This window comes from Pseudomonas sp. AU11447 (genome assembly GCF_001672555.2).
In the GTDB taxonomy this organism is placed as follows: domain Bacteria; phylum Pseudomonadota; class Gammaproteobacteria; order Pseudomonadales; family Pseudomonadaceae; genus Pseudomonas; species Pseudomonas nitroreducens.
Map to the genome: position 1 here is coordinate 339,028 of NZ_LZDG02000089.1, position 24,241 is coordinate 363,268.

Sequence of the window (24,241 nt, forward strand, 5' to 3'; positions counted from 1 at the left end):
CGGCGGGCGACACGGGGAAACGAGATAGCCATGGCGGCAAGATGGGGGTTGCGCGGCAAATCGGTGGTGGCATTGCTCATCGCCTGTCTCCTGGCGCTGGTACCGGCAGTCATGCTGGGCTGGAAGGCCATGGAAGACATCCGCACGCATTTCGGCCTCGCCTTCGCGAGAAACTTCACGCTGCTCAACCAGCAGAAGATCATCGCACCGGTGATCCGCGAGCTGGCGCTCTCGCGGCGCCTGGCGGAGTCCGTGGTCACCCAGGACTGGCTGCTGGCCGAGAACGATCCGGCGCGCCGCTCGCTGTTCTTCCGCGAGGCCGAAGGCTTCCGCGCGGACCAGCACAACTACTCCTATTTCGTCGTGGTGGACTCCTCGCGCCATTACTACTTCAACGACTCCAGCTCGCCACTCTCCAATTCCCCGCGCTACACCCTGAGCGATACCGACCCGCAGGACCGCTGGTACTTCGATACCCTGGCCCGCGACGAGACCTACAACATCAACGTCAACTACGACGCCAAGCTGAAGGTCACCAAGGTCTGGTTCAACATGGTGGTGCGCGCCGGCAACGAGAAGGTCGGCCTGGCCGGTGGCGGCCTGGACCTCACCGAGTTCCTCGACCAGTTCATCTCGCGCCGCGAGGCCGGGGTGACGCCGATGATCGTCGACCCGGACGGCGCCATCCAGGCGCACCCCGACACCAAGCTGATCGCCTATTCCTCCGGCTCCAGTGGCCAGGCCAAGCACCACGTGTTCGACCTGCTGGGCAATGACCAGGAACGCACCGCCCTGCGCCAGACCCTGCGCCAGGCCGAGGCCAACCCCGGCGAAGTGGAAACCATGTGGGGCACCATCGACGGCAAGGAACAGCTGATCGCCACCGCCTACATCCCGCAGCTGCGCTGGCACGTGCTCAGCGCCATCGACCTGCACGCCGCCCAGGTACTCGACAGCCGCTGGATCTGGCCGCTGGTGGGCACCCTCGCCGGGTTGCTGGCGATCCTGCTGATCGGCTTCGCCTACACCGTCGACCTGCTGGTACTGCGCCCGCTGCGCGGCCTCAAGCAGTCGGCCAAGGCGATTGCCGCCGGGCAGTACGACAGCCCGCTGCCGCGCACCCGCCCGGACGAGATCGGCGAGCTGTCCAGCGCCTTCGCCAGCATGGCCGACCAGGTCCGCCGGCACACCGAGGAGCTGGAAGACAAGGTCCAGCAGCGCACTCAGGCACTGGAAAAGGCCAACCGCGAGATGGCCGCCGCACAGAAGAAGATCGGCGACTCCATCGACTACGCCAGCCTGATCCAGCGCGCCATCCTCCCCGACCGCCAGCTGCAGGCGTCACTGGGCGAGCACCACTTCGTCCTGTGGAAGCCGCGCGACGTGGTCGGTGGCGACTTCTACATCTACCGCGAAGGCCCCATGGACAGCCTGATCGGCGTCGTCGACTGCGCCGGCCACGGCGTGCCCGGCGCGCTGATGACCATGCTCGCCCTGGCGGCCATCGACCACGCCATCGACAGCGTGCAGAGCCACGACCCGGCGGCCATCCTGCGCGAGACCGACCACGTCATGCGCGGCATGCTCGGCCAGGAAGAGTTCACCAACTCGCTGGCCACCAACATGGACGCGGGCCTGGTACGAGTCGACCACCAGCGCAAGCTGCTGCATTTCTCCGGGGCGAAGATTTCCCTGTTCGCCAGCGACGGCAACGACGTGCGCGAGTACAAGGGCGCGCGCCGCGCCATCGGCGACAAGCGCCAGGGCGACTATCAGGACGTGGAAATCCCGATGGAAGCCGGCTGGACCTACTACCTGTGCACCGACGGCTTCCTCGATCAGGCCGGCGGCGAGCACGGCTTCGGCTTCGGCAACAGCCGCTTCGCCGACCTGCTGCGCAACCACGCGCGCAGGCCGCTGGCCGAGCAGGCTGACGTGTTCGCCGCTACCCTCGCCCAGTACCAGGGCGAGCAGCCGCAACGGGACGACATCACCATTCTTTCTTTCCGCTTCGACTAGGGGTTATTCCATGGAATCGCTAGATCTGTTGGCCATGCGCGAAAGCTACACCCGGCAACGCATATTGCTCTGCTTCAACGGGCCCATCTCGCGCAGCCTGATCGAAGAAATCGGCCACGCGCTGCGCAACTACATGCAGGCCGAGCAGGCACACCCCAGCGAAGCGATGGACGTGTTCGCCGTCTACATCGAGATGACCCAGAACATCCGCCACTACGCTTCCCTGCGCGGCTACAACGACCAGGAAGCCTCGGCCACCGTGGCCATTGCCCGCGACGACGAAGGCCACTACGTGGTCTCCGCCGGCAACCTGGTGGAGCTGGCCGACGGCCAGGGCCTGGTGCGCAGCATCGAAGCCATCGCCGGGCTGGACAAGGCCCAGCTCAAGGCCGCCTACAAGGAGCAGCTGCGCCGCCCGCGCGACGCTGAAGCCTCCACCGGCGCCGGCCTGGGCCTGCTGGACATTGCCCGCAAGTCCAGCGCGCCCCTGAAAACCTCTCTCACCGAACAACCCGACGGCCGCGCCTTCTTCAGCCTGCGCGCCGTGATCTGATCTGCGAAATTCAGGAAGACCCGATATGAGCGATCTCCACGTCAACGGTACCCAATCCACCCCACAGATCCACGGCGACTGGCAGGCCGGCATCCTCGCGATGCAGGGCGACTCCTACCCGGAGAACTCCTATGAGCTGTTCGGCCAGGTCATCGAGTGGGTCGAACGCTTCCTCACCGAGGAACAGCGCCCGCTGGAACTCGACCTGCGCCTGCTGTACCTCAACACCAGCTCGATCAAGGCCATGATGGACATCTTCGACCTGCTCGAAGAAGCCCACGGCCAGGGCCGCACCACCCGCGTGGCGTGGCACTACGACCGACGCAACGAGCGCGTCGCCGAACTGGCCGAGGAATTCCGCGAGGACTGTACCTTCCCGTTCGTCATCCAAGCCTACGACGAGTAAGAGCCATGACTAGCGAGCGCGAGCTGGACCTGCTGATCGAAGACCTGCTGGCCGACCCACAGTACGAAGGGCACCCCCTGCGCGAGGCCCTGTACCAGAAGCACCAGCAGTCCCTCGACCAGCTCGCGCGCCTGGAGCGCATCGCGCGGATTTCCGACGGCTTCCAGTCCATGGCCCGGCAGCAGAACAGCACGCTGTCCGAGCGCTACCACAAGCAGCTGCGCCAGCTGGAAAAGGTCGCGCGCATCTCCGACCGCTACCAGGACATGATGCGCGACCTCAACGTCGCGCTGAAGGAAGCCTCGACCCACGACACTCTCACCGGCATCGCCAACCGGCGCCTGCTGATGGAGCGCCTGCGCGAGGAAAGCGAGCGCGCCCAGCGCCACGGCGAGTCCTACGTGCTGGCCATGCTCGACGTCGACCGCTTCAAGCAGGTCAACGATACCTGGGGCCACGAGGTCGGCGACCGCGTGCTGGTGGAAATCGGCCGCGCCATGGAGTCCGCCCTGCGCCAGTACGACCTCTGCGGCCGCTGGGGCGGCGAGGAATTCCTGCTGATCCTGCCGGACACCCGCCTCACCGACGCCGCCGCGATCATCGAGCGCGTGCGCAACGACATCCGCTGCCTCGCCGTGCGCGTGGGCACTAACGCCCTGTCGGTCACCGCCAGCTTCGGCGTCGCCGAGCATCATCCGGGCGAGAGCTACTCCCAGACCCTCAGCCGCGCCGACGCCGCGCTGCTGGACGCCAAGCGCAGCGGGCGCGACAAGTGCGAGTTCGCCACGGCGTAACGGCGGCTCCATGAAAAAAGCCCGGCCATGGCCGGGCTTTTCCTTGTGGCGCGCAATCAGTTCTGCAGCGACACCTGACCGGCGCCCAGCTTCAGGCCACCCAGGCGTTGCAGCAGGGTGTTGATGTTGGCACGGGCCGAGCCCTCGTTGGCCAGGCGCAGCCGCGTCACGCCGTAGAACGCATCGCCCACGCCAGCGGTGAAGGGCTCCTTCACGGTTTCCTGCCAGACCACGCGGCCGCCGGCGTTTTCCACCAGGCTGTACTCGACGGTCGAGGTGACGGTGAAGTTGAAGCCGAACACCGGTTGGTCGAGGCTGACCAGCTTGGTACGCAGCGAGTAGGCAGCCTTGTCGCCTTGGCCGAGCAGGCCGGCCTTGCCCAGGGATTGCTCCAGCGCAGCGCGGAAATCGGCGCCATCGATCTGCGAGGTCCACATCGGGTTGGTCTTCTTGCCACCCTCGACATCAGCAACCTGGAGGTTGTCGCGCAGTGCGGCGTCGTAGCTCTGGGTGTGCGCCTGCTGGTCATTGATCTGCATGTTCTCGACCTTCGCCGAAGAGGCGCAGCCGGTCAGCAGAACCGCGAAAAGGGAAACGCAGAAAAAGCGAAACATAGTCATTCCTTCGATGGCGAATAGGGTGCGCAGGCAGTTCACGATCCAATGACACCGCCGCGTCCCTCCCTGAACGGTGGCGGAGAATAAGCCCGCCACCATAGTGGCGCAATGACATCTTTCGCAAATCCGGACTTGCAGCAAGGTTGTGGTGAGCGGCCCGGCGCACTATGGTCGTGTGAATCACAGGAAAGGATGCAGCATGGCCACCAGATCCCCCACTCCGCGCCAGCAGACGCACCTCGCCGTCCTGATCGACGCCGACAACGCCCCCGCCGCCATCGTCGAGGGGTTGTTCGAGGAGATCGCCAAGTACGGCGTCGCCAGCGTCAAGCGCATCTACGGCGACTGGACCAAGCCCAACCTGGGCAAGTGGAAGCAGGTACTGCTGGACCACTCCATCCAGCCCATGCAGCAGTTCGCCTACACCAGCGGCAAGAACGCCACCGACAGCGCGCTGATCATCGACGCCATGGACCTGCTCTACACCCGCCGCTTCGACGGCTTCTGCCTGGTCTCCAGCGACAGCGACTTCACCCGCCTGGCCGCACGCCTGCGCGAGGAAGGGCTGACCGTCTACGGCTTCGGCGAGGAGAAGACGCCCAAGCCGTTCGTCTCCGCCTGCGACAAGTTCATCTACACCGAAATCCTCCGCGCCACGCCCGAAGCCCCCGTCGAGCCGGTGCCCGTCACCGACAAGACGGCCGCCCCGAGCGCCAACGACGCGCCCAAACCCGCGGCCAAGCGCAAATCGCAAAAGGTCCCGCTGGACTTCATCGCCAAGGTGCTCGACGACATCGACGGCGACGATGACGACTGGGTCCAGTTGGGCGCCCTGGGGCAGAACATCGGCAAGCTGCAGCCTGCATTCGACCCGCGCCTTTACGGCTTCAAGAAGCTCAGCGACCTGATCAAGGGCCATCCCAAGCGCTTCGAGCTGCAGGCACGCGGCGGCGGTAGCGGCGGCAAGGACCTTTATGTGCGCAACGTGGGCACCACGCGCTGAGAACGTCGCCCTGCACTGCCCCCGCTCAACGAACACGCCACGCCTGACGGTTAAAGTCGGGCGTGAGCATCTCTGCGGAGCAATCCCATGCGCTTCCTGCTGATCCCCCTGCTGGCCCTGCTCGCTGCGAGCGGCGCGCATGCCGGGACATTGCGCTGCGGCACCAGCCTGATCAACGAAGGCGACCCGATGGACGAAGTCCTCGCCAAGTGCGGGCAACCGGACAAGCGCGCCATCGTCCCACCCACTCCACCCCGCCGTGGGCCCGACGGCAAGTTCATCCCCGGCAGCCCGCAACTGGAAACCTGGATGTACGGCCCGAACAACGGCGCATACCGCTACCTGCGCTTCCGCGACACCACGCTCGAGCTGGTGCGGACTTCACGCCAGGAAGAACTCTGAGCGTAGGGCGGATAACCCGGCACGGGTTATCCGCCGATAAGCCAGGACGGCATGATCAGGCCCCATGCAGAAGCACACCCCGCCTGCAATGCTCCTTGCGCTTGCGCGTCACCGTACCCGCCGCTACCAAAGACGCCTACCCATGGCGGCGGCATCTCCCTAGACTGGTCGCCTTCGCCAATCCGGAGGGCACCATGCAAACCACCTTCAACTTCACCCTCGGCATCGACCCGCAGGCGCGCGACGTCGTGGTCAAGGGCCTGCTCGCCTACAACCTCGGGCAGATGGGCCGCAGCAACACCTACGACGACTTCGAACTCTACGCCCGCAACGCGGAAGGCGAAGTGGTCGGCGGCATGTTCGGCCAATCCGGCATGGGCTGGCTCTACATCGACTACCTCTGGCTGCAGGACGACCAGCGCGGCAGCGGCCTGGGCAGCCAGCTCATCGCCCTGGCCGAAGACGAAGCCCGCCGCCGCGGCTGCGTCGGCCTGTTCCTCTACACCTACAGCTTCCAGGCTCCCGGTTTCTACGAGAAACAAGGCTTCGAGCGCATGGGCGTGCTCGAAGATTGCCCACCGGGGCACCAGCGCATCTACCTGAAGAAACACCTGGGCTGATTCCCGCTCTCCCGCTCTTGTAGGAGCGAGCTTGCTCGCGAACCCGACCGACGCCGGCCCTCTCGGCGCATTTCCGATAGCCAGCGCCCCGCATGACGCCCGGGCTCGGCCACCCCTCACCCTAACCCTCTCCCGGAGGGAGAGGGGACCGTTCGGTGCATAGCGAAACCACCGTGTCAGCCGGCACGAACAGCTCCCGTAGGGCGCATAACGGCCCCGGCGTTATCCGCCGTTTTGGCGGATAACCCGTTCCGGGTTATTCGCCCTACCTCCCGGCTCCGGCTCCTAAAGACTTCCAGAAAAACACCCGCGCACTCCGAACCGCCCCTTTCAGGAGGCCCCGTTGAATCGGAGTTTCAGGGGTTGAGCGGCATGGATGCCGCGAGAGCGCTGYCGGGCCAGGGATGGCCCGTCAGCGCGTGCCCCTGAAACTTCGMTTCAACGGGGGAATTTTTCGCCTAAGCGAAAAACCGGATGGAGGGGCAAGACCTTTGGTTACTTTCTGGCGTTTGAGAAAGTGACTCGCCCGAGGGGGCGAAACAGGAAGCCCACGCGCATGCCGAAGCGACGCTGATCATCCGGACGACACGCCAACAATACTCAAGCACAGAAGCCAACCTGCGGGAGCGCTGTCCGCGCGATCGCGGACAAGGTCCGCTGCTACACGGGGAACTCCGGTGCTGGGCTGTTCGCGAGCAAGCTCGCTCCTACACGCACGCCGGAAACGGCTTCTTGTTGAGCACACCTGCCATTCCTATCCTCGCCCTGTCACATCCGTGACCTGGGTTTGGCGACCCAGAGACGTCAGGCGCGATAGCGCCCACAGGTGCTTACGAAAACAGCGAATGTTTTTGTAGGCCCCCGCGCACCCTGCAGAAATTTCTGCAACGCTTATGGCGGATCGCGCGGGGAGACCTCCGGGTCTGCCGGGACCTGACGTCCGGTTCGCCAACCCCGCGCGGTCCGCCTCCTATGTTTGGCGACATAGGTGCGGCTCCTTTAATCGTTAGGAGTTCCACTTATGCACGACACCTACACCCCAACCTTCTTCACCCGCAAAAAACGCTTCCTGCGCGGCCTGATAATCGACAACCAGGCCTGGTTCGTCTCCCGCGATATCGCCCGCCTGCTGTCCGTCCAATACCCCGACAGCTTCCACCACCGCTTCTTCCCCCACGAAGTCCAGACAGTCCACCTCACCTACCGCACCGGCAGCACGGAAGAAACCATCCTGGTCAGCGAAGCCGCCGCCTACAAAGCCCTCGTCCGCTTCGGCCACCCGGAACTCGAATCCCTCGACCATTGGCTGTCACAGGATGTGATCCCCACCCTGCGCGACCAGCACACCCCGGAAACCGACGCACCGCGCCGCGTCCATCTCACCTGGGACACCCGCCGCCTCATGCTCCTGAACTGGCAAGGCGGCCTGTGGATGCGCTGGGAAGAAATCCCCCGGATGCTTGATCACGCCTGAGCCGCAGCATGGGTATCGCTACGCTCCACCCATCCTACAAAGGTTTCAGCCGGCTCCCGCAAAGCCGCAAGCGACCTCGAACGTAGGATGGCGTGGAGCGCAGCGATACCCATCAATTCCGACAGAGCGCACCATGACCTCATACCGCCGCGACAGAACAGAGGGTGCCACCTGGTTCTTCACCCTCACCCTGGCCGATCGTCGCTCACACTTGCTGGTGGAAAACGTCGATCTGCTCCGCGCAGCCTTCCGCTACACGCAACAACGTCATCCCTGGCAGATCGACGCTATCGTCATCCTGCCCGATCACCTGCATGCCATCTGCACCCTGCCCGAAGGCGACGCCGATTACGCCCTCCGCTGGAGGCTGATCAAGACCGAGTTCTCGCGGGCAATGCCAAAGCGCGAGGCTATTTCCGCCAGCCGCCACAAAAGCGCTGAACGCGGCATCTGGCAGCGCCGTTACTGGGAGCACCGGATTCGCGATGACGCCGATTTCGCACGGCACGTGGATTACATCCATTTCAATCCCTGCAAACACGGCCATGTCTTACGCGCAGAGGACTGGCGATGGTCTTCGCTTCATCGATATGTGCGCGATGGCCTGCTGGCGAAGGGCTGGGGCGGGAGCTCGATGGGAGAGATCGACGCAGGGGAATGATGGGTATCGCTGCGCTCCACGCCATCCTACGAATGCGTCCGCCGGAATGGCGAGTGGACTGCCCAGCATCCTCTCAAATGAAAAAGGCCGGTCACTGGACCGGCCTTTCTCTTACCGCTTATTCACCATCAGCCATTGCTGGGGAAGGCGAACTGCGCCGCTTCGTGCGACTTGCGCTGCGGCCAGCGCTGGGTAATGGCCTTGCGCTTGGTGTAGAAGCGCACGCCATCCGGGCCGTAGGCGTGCAGGTCGCCGAACAGCGAACGCTTCCAGCCGCCGAAGCTGTGGTAGGCCACCGGTACCGGCAGCGGTACGTTGACGCCGACCATGCCGACTTCGATCTCGTCGCAGAACAGGCGGGCAGCCTCACCGTCACGGGTAAAGATGCAGGTGCCGTTGCCGTATTCGTGGTCGTTGATCAGCTGCATGGCTTCTTCCAGGCTGTTCACGCGCACGATGCACAGCACCGGGCCGAAGATTTCTTCCTGGTAGATGGTCATGTCCGGGGTCACCTTGTCGAACAGGGTGCCGCCGACGAAGAAGCCGTTCTCGTGACCGGCCACCTTGAAGTTGCGGCCGTCGACCAGCAGCTGGGCGCCCTGCTCGACACCGGTATCGATGTAGCCGGTGACTTTCTGCTGGGCAGCGCCGGTGACCAGCGGGCCCATGTCCAGGCCGCAGGAGGTGCCGGCGCCGATTTTCAGGGCCTTGATCTGCGGGACGATCTTCTCGACCAGCGCGTCGCCGATCTGGTCGCCCACGCAAACGGCAACGGAGATGGCCATGCAGCGCTCGCCGCAGGAGCCGTAGGCCGCACCCATCAGGGCGCTGACGGCGTTGTCCAGGTCACAGTCGGGCATCAGCACGGCGTGGTTCTTGGCGCCGCCCAGGGCCTGTACGCGCTTGCCGCGCTTGGTGCCTTCGGAATAGATGTACTCGGCGATCGGGGTCGAACCGACGAAGCTCAGGGCTTTGACTTCCGGGGCCTCGATCAGCGCGTCCACGGCGGTCTTGTCGCCGTGCACGACGTTCAGCACGCCCTTGGGCAGGCCGGCTTCTTCGAACAGTTCGGCGATCAGCAGGGTGGAGCTCGGGTCACGCTCGGACGGCTTGAGGATGAAGGTGTTGCCGCAGGCGATGGCCAGCGGGTACATCCACAGCGGCACCATGGCCGGGAAGTTGAACGGGGTGATACCGGCGACCACGCCGATCGGCTGGAAGTCGCTCCAGGCGTCGATGTTCGGGCCGACGTTGCGGCTGTATTCGCCCTTGAGGATTTCCGGGGCGGCGCTGGCGTATTCGACGTTCTCGATGCCGCGCTTGAGTTCACCGGCGGCGTCTTCCAGGGTCTTGCCGTGTTCTTCGCTGATCAGCTGGCTGATGCGCGCTTCGTTGGCTTCGAGCAGTTGCTTGAAGCGGAACAGCACCTGGGCGCGCTTGGCCGGCGGGGTGTTGCGCCAGGCCGGGAAGGCGGCCTTGGCGGCGTCGATGGCCTGCTGCACGGTTTCGCGGCTGGCCAGCGGAACCTTGCGGATGGCTTCGCCGGTGGACGGGTTGAAGACGTCGGCGGTGCGGCCGGTGTCGGCGATCATTTCGCCGCCGATCAGGTGCTTGACGGTGGTCATGGGAAGTCTCTTCTCGCTGAAAGTATTGGGGCGGGGCTCGCGAGGAGCCCCTCTCCCTAGCCCTCTCCCTGAAGGGAGAGGGGATTGTTCGGTATGAAGCGTGGGCTGCAAGGCACGCCGGCAGTCACTCTAAGGTGACTCGTCGCGGCATGCCTTCTCGCGTGCCCGCGCGCTCAGTGGCTGTGCGGGTGGTCGTCGCTCTTGAGCTCGATCTCGATGAACGCCACTTCGTGATCGCACGGGTTGATCACGTTGTGCTCGGTACCGATCTGGCGGGTGTAGCTCGCCCCCAGGACCAGCGGCGCACGGCGCTCGCCCTCGGGGGTTTCGAGCAGCAGCTCGCCGTTGGTCACCGGGACCACGACGTATTCCATGCCGTGGCGGTGCCAGCCGGTCTCGGCACCGGGGGCGAAGCGCCACTCGGTGACCAGGACCTTGTCGTTGTCGATCTGTACCGTCGGGACGGCCTTCGGACGTTCGCTCACTTACGCCACCCCGTTGAGGGCGTCACCGACGGCGCTGAACAGGCGGTCCAGGTCTTCGGGCTTGGCGTTGAAGGTCGGGCCGAACTGCAGGGTGTCGCCGCCGAAGCGCACGTAGAAGCCTTCTTTCCACAGCTTCATGCTGGCTTCGAACGGGCGCACGATGGCATCGCCGTCACGGGCGCCGATCTGGATGGCGCCGGCCAGGCCGCAGTTGCGGATGTCGACGACGTTCTTCGCGCCTTTCAGGCCGTGCAGGGCCTTCTCGAAGTGCGGAGCCAGTTCCAGCGACTGCTGGATCAGGTTCTCTTTTTCCAGCAGGTCCAGCGCGGCGAGACCGGCGGCGCAGGCGACCGGGTGCGCGGAGTAGGTGTAGCCATGGCCGAACTCGACGGCGTATTCCGGCAGGTTCTGACCCATGAAGGTGTCGTAGATTTCGCTGCTGGCGATCACCGCGCCCATGGGGATGGCGCCGTTGGTGACCTGCTTGGCGACGTTCATGATGTCCGGCTTCACGCCGAAGAACTCGGCGCCGGTGGCCTTGCCCATTCGGCCGAAGGCGGTGATCACTTCATCGAAGATCAGCAGGATGTTGTGCTGGTCGCAGATTTCGCGCAGGCGCTGCAGGTAGCCCTTCGGCGGAACCAGGACACCGGCGGAGCCGGACATCGGCTCGACGATCACGGCGGCGATGTTGGAGGCGTCATGCAGTTCGATCAGTTTCAGCAGTTCGTTGGCCAGCTCGACACCGCCGGTTTCGGCCATGCCCTTGGTGAAGGCCATGCCCGGCTGCAGGGTGTGCGGCAGGTGGTCGACGTCCATCAGCTGGCCGAACATCTTGCGGTTGCCACCGATGCCGCCCAGGGCGGTGCCGGCGACGTTCACGCCGTGGTAGCCACGGGCGCGGCCGATCAGCTTGGTCTTCTGCGCCTGGCCTTTCAGGCGCCAGTAGGCACGGGCCATCTTGATCGAGGTGTCGGCGCACTCGGAGCCCGAGCCGGTGAAGAACACATGGTCGAGGCCGGCCGGGGTCAGCTGGGTGATCTTCTCGGCCAGTTTGAAGGACAGCGGGTGGCCGTACTGGAACGCCGGGGAGTAGTCGAGGGTGGTCAGCTGCTTGGCGACCGCGTCGGCGATTTCCTTGCGCGAGTGACCGGCGCCGCAGGTCCACAGGCCCGACAGGCTGTCGTAGATCTTGCGGCCCTGGTCGTCCACCAGCCAGCTGCCTTCGGCGGCGACGATGATGCGTGGGTCTTTATGGAAGTTGCGGTTGGCGCTGAAGGGCATCCAGTGGGCCTTCAGGTTCAGTTCGCTGGCCACCGACGGGGTGACGTTCACTTGCTGGTTCATGCAGCTTGTCCTCGAAGACAGTCTTGTTGGGCGCGCAGGCCGCGGCGGGCCTGGTGCGATGGGACTAGATTGGGCCTGACTTAACGTGAGTTAAAGCTTATTCTTCTTACGTTCAGTTTTGGATTGGTAAAACTAAAATGGCGAAACAACGGGCGCCTTCCCTGGGCCAGGTCAGCGACTTCGAGATCCGCCTGCTGCGCATCTTCAAAACCATAGTCGAGTGCGGCAGCTTCTCGGCCGCCGAGAGCACGCTGGGCATCAGCCGTTCGGCGATCAGCCTGCACATGGGAGACCTGGAAAAGCGCCTGGGCATGCGCCTGTGCCAGCGCGGCCGGGCGGGTTTCGCACTGACCGACGAGGGCCGCGAGGTCTACCGCGCGACCCAGTCGCTGCTGGCGGCGCTGGAGGGCTTCCGCGCCGAGGTCAACGAGCTGCACCAGCACCTGCGCGGCGAGCTGAACATCGGCATCATCAACAACCTGGTGACCCTGCCGCAGATGCGCATCACCCATGCCCTGCGCGCGCTGAAGGCCAGCGGGCCGGGTGTGCGGATCAATATCGGCATGACCACGCCCAACGAGATCGAGCTGGGAGTTCTCGACGGACGGTTGCATGTCGGCGTGGTACCGCTCATCAGCCCGCTGTCGGGGCTGGAGTACTCCTCTTTATACGAGGAGCGTTCGCTGCTGTTCTGCAGCCAGGAGCACCCGCTGTTCGAGCGCGACGATGCGGGCATCACCGTGCAGGAGATCCACGCCTGCGACGCGGTGGCGCCGAGTTACCGCATCCCGGCCGAGGCGCAGGAGCGGCACCAGGAACTCTCCGGCAGCGCCACCGCCTCGGACCGCGAGGGCATGGCCTTCCTGATTCTCACCGGCAGCTACATCGGCTACCTGCCCGACCACTACGCCGCCGACTGGGTCGCCCAGGGCCGCCTGCGCGCGCTGCGCCCGGAGCGCTTCCACTACGACATCCCGCTGACCGTGGTGACCCGCAAGGGCCGCCGGCCGAACCTGGTGCTGGAGCGGTTCCTCGAGGCGGTGGCGCAGAGCCGCTGAGCCTGACACTTTCAGGGGCACGGCAGGCCTGCGGCCCCTCGCCCTAACCCTCTCCCGAAGGGAGAGGGGACTGATCGGCGCAGGATGAATCCACGGTGTCCGCCAGCACGATCGGCTCCCTCTCCCTCTGGGAGAGGGCTGGGGTGAGGGTGTTTTTGACTTGATCGGAACAGGCAGGGCACGCACAAGGCACCTCCTGCCTATCCAATTTGTCGCCCCAGCCACCAAAAATCCTATACCCCCTCCCCTGTAGCCCGCGGGCCGCGGGGTTTGCGTGGGTGCAGCTTTTCCCTAGCCTGCGACTACAAAAAACATAATTTCGCTATTCACAGCCTCTGAACAGAATGCGGCCAACACCTCCTCCCTAGCCGCAACAAGAACAAACGTGATCAGAGTCTGAGGAAGCAAGCCATGACCGACCTGAATCCAGGCGCCTTCGGCAAGAAGTCGCTTGATAACCTGGAAATCGACACGCTGGTCGTTGGCGCCGGACAAGCCGGCGTCGCCATGAGCGAGCACCTGACCCAACAGGGCGTGCCGCACATCGTGCTGGAAAAAAGCCGCATCGCCGAAGCCTGGCGCACCGGCCGCTGGGATTCGCTGGTAGCCAACGGCCCGGCCTGGCACGACCGCTTCCCGAACATGGAATTCCCGGTTGGCCCGGATGACTTCCCGCACAAGGAGCAGGTGGCGGACTACTTCGTCGCCTACGCCAAGCAGTTCAACGCGCCGATCCGCACCGGCGTGGAAGTGAAGAAGGTCACCCGCAACGAAGGCCGCCCCGGCTTCACCGTGGAAACCTCCGAAGGCACCCTCCAGGCGCTGCGCATCGTTTCCGCCACCGGCCCGTTCCAGCGCCCGGTGATCCCGGCCATCGCACCGAAGGACGAAGGCCTCTACCAGATCCACTCGGCCAAGTACTACAACCCGCAGCAACTGCCCGAAGGCGCCGTGCTGGTGATCGGCGCCGGCTCCTCCGGCGTGCAGATCGCCGACGAGCTGAACCGCGCTGGCAAGAAGGTCTTCCTGTCTGTGGGCGCCCATGACCGCCCGCCGCGCTCCTACCGCAACCGCGACTTCGTCTGGTGGCTGGGCGTGCTCGGCCTGTGGGACGCCGAGGAAGTGCAGCCGGGCCGCGAGCACGTGACCATCGCCGTGAGCGGTGCCCGCGGCGGCGAGACCATCGACTTCCGTCGCCTGGCCAACGAGGGCATCACCCTGACCGGCCTGACCAAGGCCTTCGCCGACGGCAAGGTGAGCTTCCAGGACGACCTGGTGGCCAACCTGAAGGCCGGCGATGACAACTACCTCGGCCTGCTCGACGCCGCCGACGCCTACATCGAGCGCAACGGCCTCGACCTGCCGCTGGAGCCGGAGGCCCGCAAGGTCTACGCAGACGCCGAGTGCATCCGCAATCCGATCCAGGAGCTGGACCTCGCCGACGCCGGCATCACCGCGATCATCTGGGCCACCGGCTACGCCGTGGACTTCAACTGGCTGCAGGTGAATGCCTTCGACGACAAGGGCAAGCCCAAGCACCAGCGCGGCGTATCCCGCGAGCCGGGCGTGTACTTCGTCGGCCTGCCGTGGCTGTCCCGTCGCGGCTCCACCTTCATCTGGGGCGTGTGGCACGACGCCAAGCATGTGGCTGGCCACATCGCCACCCAACGCCGTTATGTCGAATACCAGGACGCCTCGCAGCGCGAAGGCTCCTCCGTTCAGAAAGCCGCATCCTGGGAGTAAGAGATGCCTACCCATACTCGCATCCGCATGTTCAACACCAAGGACACCTACCCGAACCAGACCCTGGACAACGACCTCTGCCAGGCCGTGCGTGCCGGCAACACCGTGTACGTGCGCGGCCAGGTCGGTACCGACTTCGAGGGCAACCTGGTAGGGCTGGGTGACCCGCGTGCCCAGGCCGAACAGGCGATGAAGAACGTCAAGCAACTGCTGGAAGAAGCCGGCAGCGACCTGTCGCACATCGTCAAGACCACTACCTACCTCATCGACCCGCGCTACCGCGAGCCGGTGTACCAGGAAGTCGGCAAGTGGCTGAAGGGCGTGTTCCCGATCTCCACCGGCCTGGTGGTATCGGCCCTCGGTCAGCCGCAGTGGCTGATGGAGATCGATGTCATCGCCGTCATTCCGGACTGAAAGCTACTGCGCTAGGCCATGCTGCGTTGGGGCCGGTCGAGAAAATGCTCATTTGCTACAGCAAACTCCGCTTTTCTCGCCCAACCCCGCCTTGCCTGGCCGTCGCTCGTGACGCTTTCAAGCGTGCAGGCGATGCGGATTTTCCGCATCGCCCTTTGTCGTTTTAGCTATTAGAACAAGCAAGGAGCCACCATGACCTTCTCCATCGTCGGCCGCTGCGCCGAAACCGGACAACTGGGTATCGCCATCAGCTCCTCGAGCATCGCCGTGGGCGCCCGCTGCCCCTGGGTACGCGCCGGCGTCGGCGCGGTGGCGACGCAGAACATCACCCTGCCGGCCCTCGGCCCGCAGATTCTCGACCAGATCGAAGCCGGCCTCGAACCAAGCGCGGCGCTGGACAAGGCGCTCTCCAGCAACGGCTACAGCCAGTACCGCCAGGTGACGGTGATCGACCAGCACGGCAAGGTCGCGCTGTTCACCGGCAGCGAGGCGCTGGGCGTGTACAACGCCGTGGCGGGTGAGAACTGCGTGGCGGCCGGCAACCTGCTGTCGTCCACCGTGGTGATCGAGGCCATGACCCAGGCCTTCGAAGGCGCCAACGGCTGCCTGGCCGAGCGCCTGCTGGCCGCGATGCAGGCGGCGATGGCCGCCGGTGGCGAAGCCGGCCCGGTGCATTCGGCGGCGCTGAAGGTCGTCGGCGATCTGGTCTGGCCGATCGTCGACCTGCGCGTCGACTGGGCGGACGAAGCGCCCATCGATGAGCTGGAAAAACTCTGGGTGGCCTACAAGCCGCAGCTGGAGGACTACCTCGTGCGCGCCCTCGACCCGACCAAGGCGCCGAGCTACGGTGTGCCGGGCGACGAGTAACGCCATGCCTTACCTGCGAGAGCCCCTCTCCCTGATCCTGGCTGGGGAGAGGGTATTCGCCCAAATACCGAAACCGCGCATTGACAATGAAAGCCCCAATGCAGGACCCAACCATGCCTTCCAGCCGTGAAATCCTTGCCGACCTGATCGCCTTCGACACCGTCAGCCGCAATTCCAACCTGGCGCTGATCCACTACATCCGCGACTACCTCGCCGGCTTCGGCATCGCCTGCGAGCTGTTCCACGACGCCGAAGGCGGCAAGGCCAATCTCTACGCGACGCTGGGTCCGCAGGACCGCGGCGGCGTGTGCCTGTCCGGCCACACCGACGTGGTGCCGACCGACGGCCAGCCATGGACGGTCCCGCCGTTCGAATTGACCGAGCGCGACGGCCGCCTCTACGGGCGCGGCACCGCGGACATGAAGGGCTACATCGCCTGCGTGCTGGCGGCGGTGCCGGCGTTTCTCGCCCAACCGCTGCGCCTGCCGGTACACCTGGCGTTCTCCTATGACGAGGAAGTCGGCTGCCTCGGCGTGCGCTCGCTGCTCGCCGCGCTGGAGCACCGCGAGCACAAGCCGATGGTCTGCATCATCGGCGAACCCACCGAGCTCAAGCCGGTGCTCGGCCACAAGGGCAAGCTCGCCATGCGCTGCCAGGTGCACGGTGCACCGTGCCACTCGGCCTATGCGCCGCAGGGCGTGAACGCCATCGAGTATGCGGCGAAGCTGATCGGCCGCCTCGGCGAGATCGGCACCCGCCTGGCCGCGCCGGAGCGCCACGATCCACGCTTCGATCCGCCCTACTCCACCGTGCAGACGGGCGTGATCAGCGGCGGCCGCGCACTGAACATCGTGCCCGCCGAATGCCAGTTCGATTTCGAAGTACGCGCGCTGCCCAGCGACGATCCGCAACAGGTCGCCAATGACCTGCGCACCTTCGCTGAAACCGAGCTGCTGCCGAAGATGCGCGCGGTGAAGGCCGAGACGGATATTCGCTTCAGCGAACTCTCGGCCTATCCCGCCCTGGTCACCGACCAGCAGGCCCAGGCCGCCGAGCTGATCGCGCTGCTGAGCGGTTCGCGCGACTTCACCACCGTCGCCTACGGCACCGAGGGTGGGCTGTTCGACCAGGCCGGCATTCCCACCGTGGTCTGCGGCCCGGGCAGCATGGACCAGGGCCACAAGCCGGACGAATTCGTCAGCCTGGAGCAGTTGGCCAGGTGCGACGAGATGATGGGGCGGCTGGCGGAGTGGCTGCGCAGCTGACGCACCACGCGGTGTACCCGGTAGCGTAAGCGGGCTGCGTCCGCGATGTGCAACCAGCTTGCTCGGAGCGGCCGGGAATCGATCGCGGATGAATTCGCTCCTACGAGATACCTCCGCACTTGGGCCATCCCCTCACCCTAGCCCTCTCCCAAGGGGAGACGGGATCGTTCGGTGCAGGATGAAACCTTCGCGTCAGCCGGCTCGAACTGCCGCCTCTCCCTGAGGAGCGGGGCGCGCAGCCAGGGTTGGGGTGAGGGGGGAAGACGCAGCGACGGACTATCCAGAGAAGACGGTTGCTCCTACAACAGCCCCCCCACGCTGAGCCGGCCGCAAATCTGGTTGGGAACGCACGGGGGCATACCACGGTACGGGCTGTCACGTCGGTTCGCGAGCAAGCTCGCTCCTACAGGGAGCAATTGCTCTTCGTGGGAGCGAACTTGCTCGCGAACAGTCCCGGCACAGGAATATCAGGCAAACGCCGCGCGCAGCTCGTCCATGCTCGCGAAGTAGTGCGCCGGGCTTTCCGCCATCAGCTCTTCACGGCTGCCGAAGCCATAGCCGACACCGGCCGCGGACAGGCCATTGCGGTGCGCACCGATCAGGTCGTGCTTGCGGTCGCCGATCATCAGCGTTTGCGCCAAGTCCAGCTTCTCGATACCCAGCAGGTGCTCGATCAGCTCCACCTTGTTGGTGCGCGTGCCGTCCAGCTCGCTGCCGTAGATCACTTTGAAATGTTTGGCGAAGTCGAAGTGGCGGGCGATTTCCGCCGCGAACACGGTCGGCTTGCTGGTGCAGATGTACAGCGTGCGGCCCTGGCCGCCGAGCAGTTGCAGCAGCTCGCCAACGCCGTCGAATACCTTGTTCTCGTACAGCCCGGTGTCCTTGAAGCGCACGCGGTAGTGGTTCACCGCCTCCCAGGCGCGCGCCTCGTCGAAGTCGTAGGTGCTCATGAAACACTGCAGCAACGGCGGGCCGATGAAGTGTTCGAGCTGGCGCAGGTCAGGCTCGTCGATGCCCAGTTGGGCGAGGGCGTACTGGATCGAACGGGTGATGCCCTCGCGCGGATCGGTGAGGGTGCCGTCGAGGTCGAAGAGGATGTTCTGGTAATGCATGGGATCAGCGTCCGGCCGCGAAAGTCGGGCGGGAAGAATAACGCGCCTCCCGGCATTCAGGGATATCGAATCTCCACGCTCGCCCCCGCCTGTCGGAGAAGCTCGACCCACGGGGCCAGTTCGCAGGGCCAGCCTGAAGCCAAGCAGAACGGCCCCGCCATTAGCCGCTCGCGCGCTTGGGCCGGCGTCCAGCCAGATGAAGAGCGGACCAGCCGCAGAACGGCAGCCAGGTTGCTCCCGGCACATACAACCCAGAGCTCGGGGTCCGGCATGGGACCGATGGCCGGAGGCGGAAAGCCACCGAAGCGTCGACGCAGCACCTCGATCGCTTCGCCCAGTGGCTGAGCATCGAGGGTGCGTGCGTCTTCGAGGTGCATCCGGCAGAACCACGCAGCGCCGCGGGGCATACCCACTGCGCCATCGGCTAGCGGCGCATAGTCGCGGAAGCGCAGCAGGTCGCCACCCTTGCCGGTGTGGAAGTACTCCCCACGGAAATCCTTGCCGCAAACTGCGCAATAGGGCGGAGTCATACCAGCTCCCTGACCTGCAATCGTTCCCCAGTATGCAAGGCGCACCCTTCCCTTGCCATCATTCGCCCTGAAGGTCGCTGTCAGGCGCATAACCCTTCCCCTGGCGCAGTATGCGGAAGCTGCCGCTGACATTTACCGGCGGATCACCACCGACGCCGTAGGTCTGCACGGTGGCATCCGACTCGGGCTCATCCTCCGGCTGGGCCAGCTGGCCGGCGAGCTTTTCCTGCACGCGGCCGCCGAGGTGATCGACGCCGGCCATTACGCCGCCGTCCGGGTCGCGCATCAGCGCCAGCCACTGTTCGTCGAACGCGGCGTTGATCTCCTTGCGCAACTGGGTTTCCACCTCGGGCCGCGCATGGTCGTTGCCGGCCATGCTGAACAGCGTGAAGGCGACGGAGATTACCGACCCGGCGACCTTGCCAGCCGCGCCGGCCACCACGCCGACAATGCTGCGGTTCTTCAGTTCGTTGACCAGCTTGGCGCTGGTGCGCTGGGCGACCGGCGACACGCCGCTGACCCTGGTGCCGGCGCCAGCCTTGCCCGACGCCGTGCGGATTTCCTGCATCAACGCGGCGAAGGCCGGGAGCTTGCCGATGTCCTTGGCGTGCACCACGTCGTAGAGCGAGGCATCGCGACTGGACGGCGGCCCCAGGCTGATCGCCGGAATCCCCATCAGGTGTTCATCGAAAGCCTTCTGCGGAATGCCGCGGCGCTGGGGAATTTCCTTCAGCGCGACGGTCAGCAGTTCGACGTAGTGCCGGGTAGCTTTCTCCATTACCGCGTCGGGGTCGACCTGCTTGGCGACCGGGACAAGCACCTGCTTGCGGTACTGCTCCTGCAGGTAGACGGCCAGCTTGTCGACGGTGGGGTCAAGGTCACCGTGGGAGCCCATCTTGTACCAGGCGACCTTCATGCCGAGCCATTGCTGGGTCCAGTAGCTGGAGAACCAGGGAATGAATTTTTCGTCGGTGCGCTGGTAGACCAGGTCCATCCACTGCTGCATGGCTTCTTCGGCGTAGGCGCGGGCCTGGGAGGTGGCGGCCAGGGAGGCGGCGCCGATGTCGGCATCGACCTGGCGCCAGGTGGCCTCGGTGAGCGGAGCGGTGGGTGTGGCGGGGTGATGGGCACAGCCGCCCAGCGCCAGCAGAAGCAGCGCAACGACACCGCCACGCCGCCAGGGCGAAACGGTGGAGCAGAAAGAGCACAGACTGTTCATGGCCGCCCGCCGGCTCGGCGGCATCCCCGGCGCCGCCCGCTACTGACTTCGGCCGGGCACGCCCTGGCGTCCGGTCACCTTGGCTCAGTATAGGGTGCGAGGTCTGGCGCGGCGGGCCGTCTGGCGGTTTGGCCGGGGTTCGCGAGCAAGCTCGCTCCTACAAAGAGCGCATGGCGTCCTGTAGGAGCGAGCCTGCTCGCGAACCGCCCAACCGAATGAGCACGATCAGAACATGGGCGCAGGTGCGGTCAGCCGGCAAACCCCTCGGCAATATGCTGATCCTTCAGCTTCACGTAGTTGCCGGCGGTATAGCTGAAGAACGCACGCTCCTTGTCCGTCAGCGGACGGGCCTTCTTCACCGGGCTGCCGACATAGAGGAAGCCACTCTCCAGCACCTTGCCCGGCGGCACCAGGCTGCCGGCGCCGAGGATCACCTCGTCCTCGATCACCGCACCGTCCATCACGATCGAACCCATGCCCACCAGGATGCGGCTGCCGATGGTGCAGCCATGCAGCAGCACCTTGTGACCGATGGTCACTTCGTCGCCGATGGTCAGCGGGAAGCCGTCCGGGTTGAACGGGCCGGCATGGGTGATGTGCAGCACGCTGCCGTCCTGCACGCTGGTGCGCGCGCCGATGCGGATGCGGTGCATGTCACCGCGGATCACCACCAGCGGCCAGACCGAGCTGTCGGCGCCGATCTCCACGTCACCGATGACCACGGCGCTGGCGTCGACGAAGACGCGCTCGCCGAGAGATGGCGTTTTGCCCTGATACGAACGAATAGTCACGATAGAGTCTCTCTGGCTGCGAATAGGCCCGATTGTATTTAAGATGGCCGAGTGTTTCTTCAGCCAAGGTGCCACCGTGAGCGCGAATCCTCTTCTGCAGAGCTACGACCTGCCGCCCTTCTCGTCCATTCGCCCCGAACACGTGAAGCCGGCCATCGAGCAGATCCTCGCCGACAACCGCGCGGCCATCGCGCGTATCCTCGCCCAGCAGAACGGCACCCCGACCTGGGCCGGCCTGGTGCTGGCCATGGACGAACTGCATGACCGCCTGGGCAAGGCCTGGAGCCCGGTCAGCCACCTCAACGCGGTGTGCAACAGCGCCGAGTTGCGCGACGCCTATGAAGGCTGCCTGCCGCTGCTGTCCGCCTACTGGACCGAGCTGGGGCAGAACCCCGAGCTGTTCAAGGCCTACGAGGCGCTCGCCAAAAGCCCCGAGTCGAAGGGTTACGACGTCGCCCAGAAGACCATCCTAGAACACGCCCTGCGCGACTTCCGCCTGTCGGGTATCGACCTGCCGGCCGACGAGCAGCAGCGCTACGCCGAGATCCAGACGCGCCTGTCCGAGCTGGGCAGCCGCTTCTCCAACCAGTTGCTGGACGCCACCCAGGCCTGGACCAAGCACGTCACCGACGAAGCCGCCCTCGCCGGCCTGACCGACTCGGCCAAGGCGCAGATGCAGGCTGCCGCGCAGGCCAAGGAACTCGACGGCTGGCTGATCAGCCTGGAATTCCCCAGCTACTTCGCCGTGATGACCTACGCCGAAGACCGCGCCCTGCGCGAAGAGGTCTACGCCGCGTACTGCACCCGCGCCTCCGATCAGGGCCCGAATGCCGGGCAGAACGACAATGGCCCGGTGATGCAGGAAATCCTCGACCTGCGCCAGGAGCTGTCGCGCCTGCTGGGCTTCAAGAATTTCGCCGAGCTGTCCCTGGCCACCAAGATGGCCGAGACGCCCGAGCAAGTGCTGAACTTCCTCCGCGACCTGGCCGTGCGCAGCAAGCCCTTCGCCGCCCAGGACCTGGAGCAGCTCAAGGCCTACGCCGCCGAGCAGGGTTGCCCGAACCTGTCGAGCTGGGACGCCAGCTACTTCGGCGAGAAGCTGCGCGAGGCGCGCTACAGCGTGTCCCAGGAAGCCCTGCGCGAATACTTCCCGATCGACAAGGTGCTTGGCGGCCTGTTCGCCATCGTGCAGAAGCTCTATGGCATCCAGATCCGCGAACTGAACGACTTCGAGCGCTGGCACCCGGACGTGCGCCTGTTCGAGATCGAGGAAAACGGCCAGCACGTCGGCCGCTTCTACTTCGACCTCTACGCCCGCGCCAACAAGCGTGGCGGCGCCTGGATGGACGGCGCCCGCGACCGTCGCCGCACCGCTGGCGGCGACCTGCAGGCGCCGGTGGCCTACCTGGTGTGCAACTTCACTCCAGCCGTCGGCGGCAAGCCTGCGCTGCTGACCCACGATGAAGTGACCACCCTGTTCCACGAGTTCGGCCATGGCCTGCACCACCTGCTGACCCGCGTCGAGCACGCCGGCGCCTCTGGCATCAACGGCGTGGCCTGGGACGCAGTGGAGCTGCCGAGCCAGTTCATGGAGAACTGGTGCTGGGAGCCCGAAGGCCTGGCGCTAATCTCCGGCCACTACGAAACCGGCGCGCCGCTGCCGCAGGATCTGCTGGAGAAGATGCTCGCCGCGAAGAACTTCCAGTCCGGCCTGATGATGGTTCGCCAGCTGGAGTTCTCCCTGTTCGACTTCGAGCTGCACGCCACCCATGGCGACGGCCGCAGCGTGCTCGACGTGATCGAGGCGATCCGCGCTGAAGTCGCGGTGATGCGCCCGCCGGCGTACAACCGTTTCGCCAACAGCTTCGCGCACATCTTCGCCGGCGGTTACGCCGCCGGTTACTACAGCTACAAATGGGCCGAAGTGCTGTCCGCCGACGCCTTCTCGCGCTTCGAGGAAGAAGGCGTGCTCAACCCGGCGACCGGCGCGGCCTTCCGCGACGCGATCCTGGCCAAGGGCGGCTCCCAGGAGCCGATGGCGCTGTTCGTCGCCTTCCGCGGCCGCGAACCGTCCATCGACGCCCTGCTGCGCCACTCGGGCCTCTCCGAGGAGGCGGCGTGATGAGCGAGGTGAAGAAACGCTTCATCGCCGGGGCCGTCTGCCCGGCGTGCAGCGAGCAGGACAAGATCGTCATGTGGGACGTCGACGGTGTGCCGCACCGCGAATGCGTGGCCTGTGGCTACGCCGATACCCTCAACGCCCAGGGCCAGTCGGTGCCGAAAGAGCTGTCCACCCGCGTCAACACCAGCGCGCTGGAAAAGCCCAAGGACCCGAAGGTGCAGGGGGTTCAGTTCTTCCCTAATCCGAAGCTGAAGAAGCCGCAGGAATAAGGCTCGACTGAGTCATGGAAAATGCCCCGGCTTGCCGGGGCATTTCTTTTTCCGCCAGATCAAGCTTGCCGGCACGTCCTATAATGACCAAAAATTGATCCATTATTTGGAGCTATTTATGCAGACCCTGCTTGCCAGCACCGCCGTCAGCGTTTCTGAACTGAAGAAGAATCCTTCCGCTGTGCTGGCAGAATCCGGCGGCGAACCGGTGGCGGTACTCAATCACAACAAGGTGATGGGCTACATGGTGCCGGCCGAACTGTTCGAATCGATCCTCGAACGTCTTGAGGACCTGGAGCTGGCAGAAATCGCTCGTGCGAGGTTGGGTGACAAAGGCGTCCCGGTATCGCTCGATGAGCTATGAACTGGAGTTCCTGCCAGCCGCGCTGAAGGAATGGCACAAACTGGGTCATGCGGTGCGCGAGCAGTTCAAACGAAAGCTGGGCGAGCGCCTGAAGGAGCCTCGCGTCCAGGCCGATGCCCTCCACAGCCTGGCAGACCACTACAAGATAAAATTGCGCTCGGCGGGTTATCGCCTGGTCTATCGCGTCGAAGACGAGCGTGTTGTGGTCTCGGTAGTCGCCATCGGCAAGCGAGAACGTGGCGAGGTCTACAGTGCGGCTGAACAGCGTCGCTGAAATTGAACGCATCGGCGCGACGAAACACCCGTCGCCAGCATCGACATCAAGGAATCCTGATTCCCCATCGGCATAGCATGAACGTCGATCCCGCTCTGCCTTCCAGTCCATGATCGTCACGGCCGGCTAGTCTGTAGAGCATCGCCGCAAGGAGTCCGCCGTGACCCAGACGTCCCCACCGACCCGAAGGAAGCCCTCACGTGCTTG

General features: G+C 65.2%; 26 protein-coding genes. 18 read left to right on the forward strand and 8 right to left on the reverse strand.

What is annotated here, in order from left to right:
• The first annotated feature begins 30 nt into the window (after window positions 1–30).
• From siaA to siaD, 4 genes are read left to right on the forward strand one after another with little or no spacing between them, the layout of a single operon-like run.
• Complete coding sequence (siaA, locus tag A6723_RS29405) at window positions 31–2,019, forward strand: biofilm regulation protein phosphatase SiaA (protein WP_054910301.1); 1,989 nt, start codon at window positions 31–33, stop codon at window positions 2,017–2,019.
• Between the two features lie 10 nt (window positions 2,020–2,029).
• Window positions 2,030–2,572: a biofilm regulation protein kinase SiaB gene (siaB, locus tag A6723_RS29410; RefSeq protein WP_024766249.1), complete on the forward strand. Its 543-nt coding sequence runs from the start codon at window positions 2,030–2,032 to the stop codon at window positions 2,570–2,572.
• A 25-nt stretch (window positions 2,573–2,597) separates the two neighbouring features.
• On the forward strand, window positions 2,598–2,978 hold the full coding sequence (gene siaC, locus A6723_RS29415; protein ID WP_065348217.1) for a biofilm regulation phosphoprotein SiaC: 381 nt from the start codon (window positions 2,598–2,600) through the stop codon (window positions 2,976–2,978).
• A 5-nt stretch (window positions 2,979–2,983) separates the two neighbouring features.
• Window positions 2,984–3,772, forward strand: coding sequence for a biofilm regulation diguanylate cyclase SiaD (gene siaD / locus A6723_RS29420; protein ID WP_054910626.1), 789 nt, complete (start codon window positions 2,984–2,986; stop codon window positions 3,770–3,772).
• Between the two features lie 56 nt (window positions 3,773–3,828).
• Here siaD and A6723_RS29425 read toward each other — a convergent pair whose 3' ends face one another.
• Complete coding sequence (locus A6723_RS29425) at window positions 3,829–4,386, reverse strand: hypothetical protein (protein ID WP_082450857.1); 558 nt, start codon at window positions 4,384–4,386, stop codon at window positions 3,829–3,831.
• 202 nt (window positions 4,387–4,588) lie between these two features.
• Between A6723_RS29425 and A6723_RS29430 the strand changes: the two genes are divergently transcribed.
• From A6723_RS29430 to A6723_RS29450, 5 genes are all read left to right on the forward strand, one after another.
• A complete protein-coding gene (locus A6723_RS29430) occupies window positions 4,589–5,392 on the forward strand; it encodes an NYN domain-containing protein (protein ID WP_054910627.1) in 804 nt (267 codons plus the stop codon).
• Window positions 5,393–5,479: 87 nt separating this feature from the next.
• Window positions 5,480–5,794: a DUF2845 domain-containing protein gene (locus A6723_RS29435; RefSeq protein WP_054910628.1), complete on the forward strand. Its 315-nt coding sequence runs from the start codon at window positions 5,480–5,482 to the stop codon at window positions 5,792–5,794.
• 194 nt (window positions 5,795–5,988) lie between these two features.
• Complete coding sequence (locus tag A6723_RS29440; protein ID WP_054910629.1) at window positions 5,989–6,414, forward strand: GNAT family N-acetyltransferase; 426 nt, start codon at window positions 5,989–5,991, stop codon at window positions 6,412–6,414.
• A 1,021-nt stretch (window positions 6,415–7,435) separates the two neighbouring features.
• Window positions 7,436–7,888: a BRO family protein gene (locus A6723_RS29445; RefSeq protein WP_054910630.1), complete on the forward strand. Its 453-nt coding sequence runs from the start codon at window positions 7,436–7,438 to the stop codon at window positions 7,886–7,888.
• 133 nt (window positions 7,889–8,021) lie between these two features.
• The gene (locus A6723_RS29450) at window positions 8,022–8,549 is read left to right on the forward strand and encodes a transposase (protein WP_054910631.1); all 528 of its coding nucleotides are present in this window, start codon (window positions 8,022–8,024) and stop codon (window positions 8,547–8,549) included.
• A 128-nt stretch (window positions 8,550–8,677) separates the two neighbouring features.
• Here A6723_RS29450 and A6723_RS29455 read toward each other — a convergent pair whose 3' ends face one another.
• The 3 genes from A6723_RS29455 to A6723_RS29465 form a co-directional block, all read right to left on the reverse strand.
• Window positions 8,678–10,174 carry a CoA-acylating methylmalonate-semialdehyde dehydrogenase gene (locus A6723_RS29455; RefSeq protein ID WP_054910632.1) on the reverse strand — a complete coding sequence of 499 codons (1,497 nt, stop codon included), beginning with the start codon at window positions 10,172–10,174 and terminating at the stop codon, window positions 8,678–8,680.
• Between the two features lie 173 nt (window positions 10,175–10,347).
• Window positions 10,348–10,659 carry a cupin domain-containing protein gene (locus tag A6723_RS29460; protein ID WP_054910633.1) on the reverse strand — a complete coding sequence of 104 codons (312 nt, stop codon included), beginning with the start codon at window positions 10,657–10,659 and terminating at the stop codon, window positions 10,348–10,350.
• Complete coding sequence (locus A6723_RS29465) at window positions 10,660–12,006, reverse strand: aspartate aminotransferase family protein (RefSeq protein ID WP_045213504.1); 1,347 nt, start codon at window positions 12,004–12,006, stop codon at window positions 10,660–10,662.
• A gap of 137 nt (window positions 12,007–12,143) precedes the next feature.
• Here A6723_RS29465 and A6723_RS29470 point away from each other — a divergent pair, with 137 nt between their 5' ends.
• From A6723_RS29470 to argE, 5 genes are all read left to right on the forward strand, one after another.
• Window positions 12,144–13,064, forward strand: coding sequence for a LysR family transcriptional regulator (locus A6723_RS29470; protein ID WP_024763735.1), 921 nt, complete (start codon window positions 12,144–12,146; stop codon window positions 13,062–13,064).
• Between the two features lie 411 nt (window positions 13,065–13,475).
• A complete protein-coding gene (locus tag A6723_RS29475; RefSeq protein ID WP_054910634.1) occupies window positions 13,476–14,807 on the forward strand; it encodes an NAD(P)/FAD-dependent oxidoreductase in 1,332 nt (443 codons plus the stop codon).
• Window positions 14,808–14,810: 3 nt separating this feature from the next.
• The gene (locus tag A6723_RS29480) at window positions 14,811–15,221 is read left to right on the forward strand and encodes a RidA family protein (protein ID WP_015474916.1); all 411 of its coding nucleotides are present in this window, start codon (window positions 14,811–14,813) and stop codon (window positions 15,219–15,221) included.
• Between the two features lie 192 nt (window positions 15,222–15,413).
• On the forward strand, window positions 15,414–16,088 hold the full coding sequence (locus tag A6723_RS29485) for a DUF1028 domain-containing protein (protein ID WP_054910635.1): 675 nt from the start codon (window positions 15,414–15,416) through the stop codon (window positions 16,086–16,088).
• Window positions 16,089–16,201: 113 nt separating this feature from the next.
• A complete protein-coding gene (argE, locus tag A6723_RS29490; protein WP_139093097.1) occupies window positions 16,202–17,353 on the forward strand; it encodes an acetylornithine deacetylase in 1,152 nt (383 codons plus the stop codon).
• A gap of 467 nt (window positions 17,354–17,820) precedes the next feature.
• Here argE and A6723_RS29495 read toward each other — a convergent pair whose 3' ends face one another.
• From A6723_RS29495 to A6723_RS29510, 4 genes are all read right to left on the reverse strand, one after another.
• The gene (locus tag A6723_RS29495) at window positions 17,821–18,465 is read right to left on the reverse strand and encodes an HAD family hydrolase (RefSeq protein ID WP_054910637.1); all 645 of its coding nucleotides are present in this window, start codon (window positions 18,463–18,465) and stop codon (window positions 17,821–17,823) included.
• A 56-nt stretch (window positions 18,466–18,521) separates the two neighbouring features.
• Window positions 18,522–18,995, reverse strand: a complete 474-nt coding sequence (locus tag A6723_RS29500) for a hypothetical protein (protein ID WP_054910638.1) — start codon at window positions 18,993–18,995, stop codon at window positions 18,522–18,524.
• Between the two features lie 58 nt (window positions 18,996–19,053).
• On the reverse strand, window positions 19,054–20,214 hold the full coding sequence (locus tag A6723_RS29505; protein ID WP_054910639.1) for a hypothetical protein: 1,161 nt from the start codon (window positions 20,212–20,214) through the stop codon (window positions 19,054–19,056).
• Window positions 20,215–20,462: 248 nt separating this feature from the next.
• The gene (locus A6723_RS29510) at window positions 20,463–21,005 is read right to left on the reverse strand and encodes a gamma carbonic anhydrase family protein (protein ID WP_037011704.1); all 543 of its coding nucleotides are present in this window, start codon (window positions 21,003–21,005) and stop codon (window positions 20,463–20,465) included.
• Between the two features lie 76 nt (window positions 21,006–21,081).
• On the opposite strand from A6723_RS29510, the gene prlC reads away from it, so the two are divergent.
• From prlC to A6723_RS29530, 4 genes are all read left to right on the forward strand, one after another.
• Window positions 21,082–23,127 carry an oligopeptidase A gene (gene prlC / locus A6723_RS29515; RefSeq protein WP_139093098.1) on the forward strand — a complete coding sequence of 682 codons (2,046 nt, stop codon included), beginning with the start codon at window positions 21,082–21,084 and terminating at the stop codon, window positions 23,125–23,127.
• On the forward strand, window positions 23,127–23,396 hold the full coding sequence (locus A6723_RS29520; protein WP_024763727.1) for a YheV family putative zinc ribbon protein: 270 nt from the start codon (window positions 23,127–23,129) through the stop codon (window positions 23,394–23,396). The genes prlC and A6723_RS29520 overlap by 1 nt, the downstream gene beginning before the upstream one ends.
• 118 nt (window positions 23,397–23,514) lie before the next feature.
• The gene (locus A6723_RS29525) at window positions 23,515–23,760 is read left to right on the forward strand and encodes a type II toxin-antitoxin system Phd/YefM family antitoxin (RefSeq protein WP_054910641.1); all 246 of its coding nucleotides are present in this window, start codon (window positions 23,515–23,517) and stop codon (window positions 23,758–23,760) included.
• Window positions 23,750–24,034 carry a type II toxin-antitoxin system RelE/ParE family toxin gene (locus A6723_RS29530; RefSeq protein WP_054910642.1) on the forward strand — a complete coding sequence of 95 codons (285 nt, stop codon included), beginning with the start codon at window positions 23,750–23,752 and terminating at the stop codon, window positions 24,032–24,034. Before A6723_RS29525 ends, A6723_RS29530 begins: the two co-directional genes overlap by 11 nt.
• Window positions 24,035–24,241 lie beyond the last annotated feature (207 nt).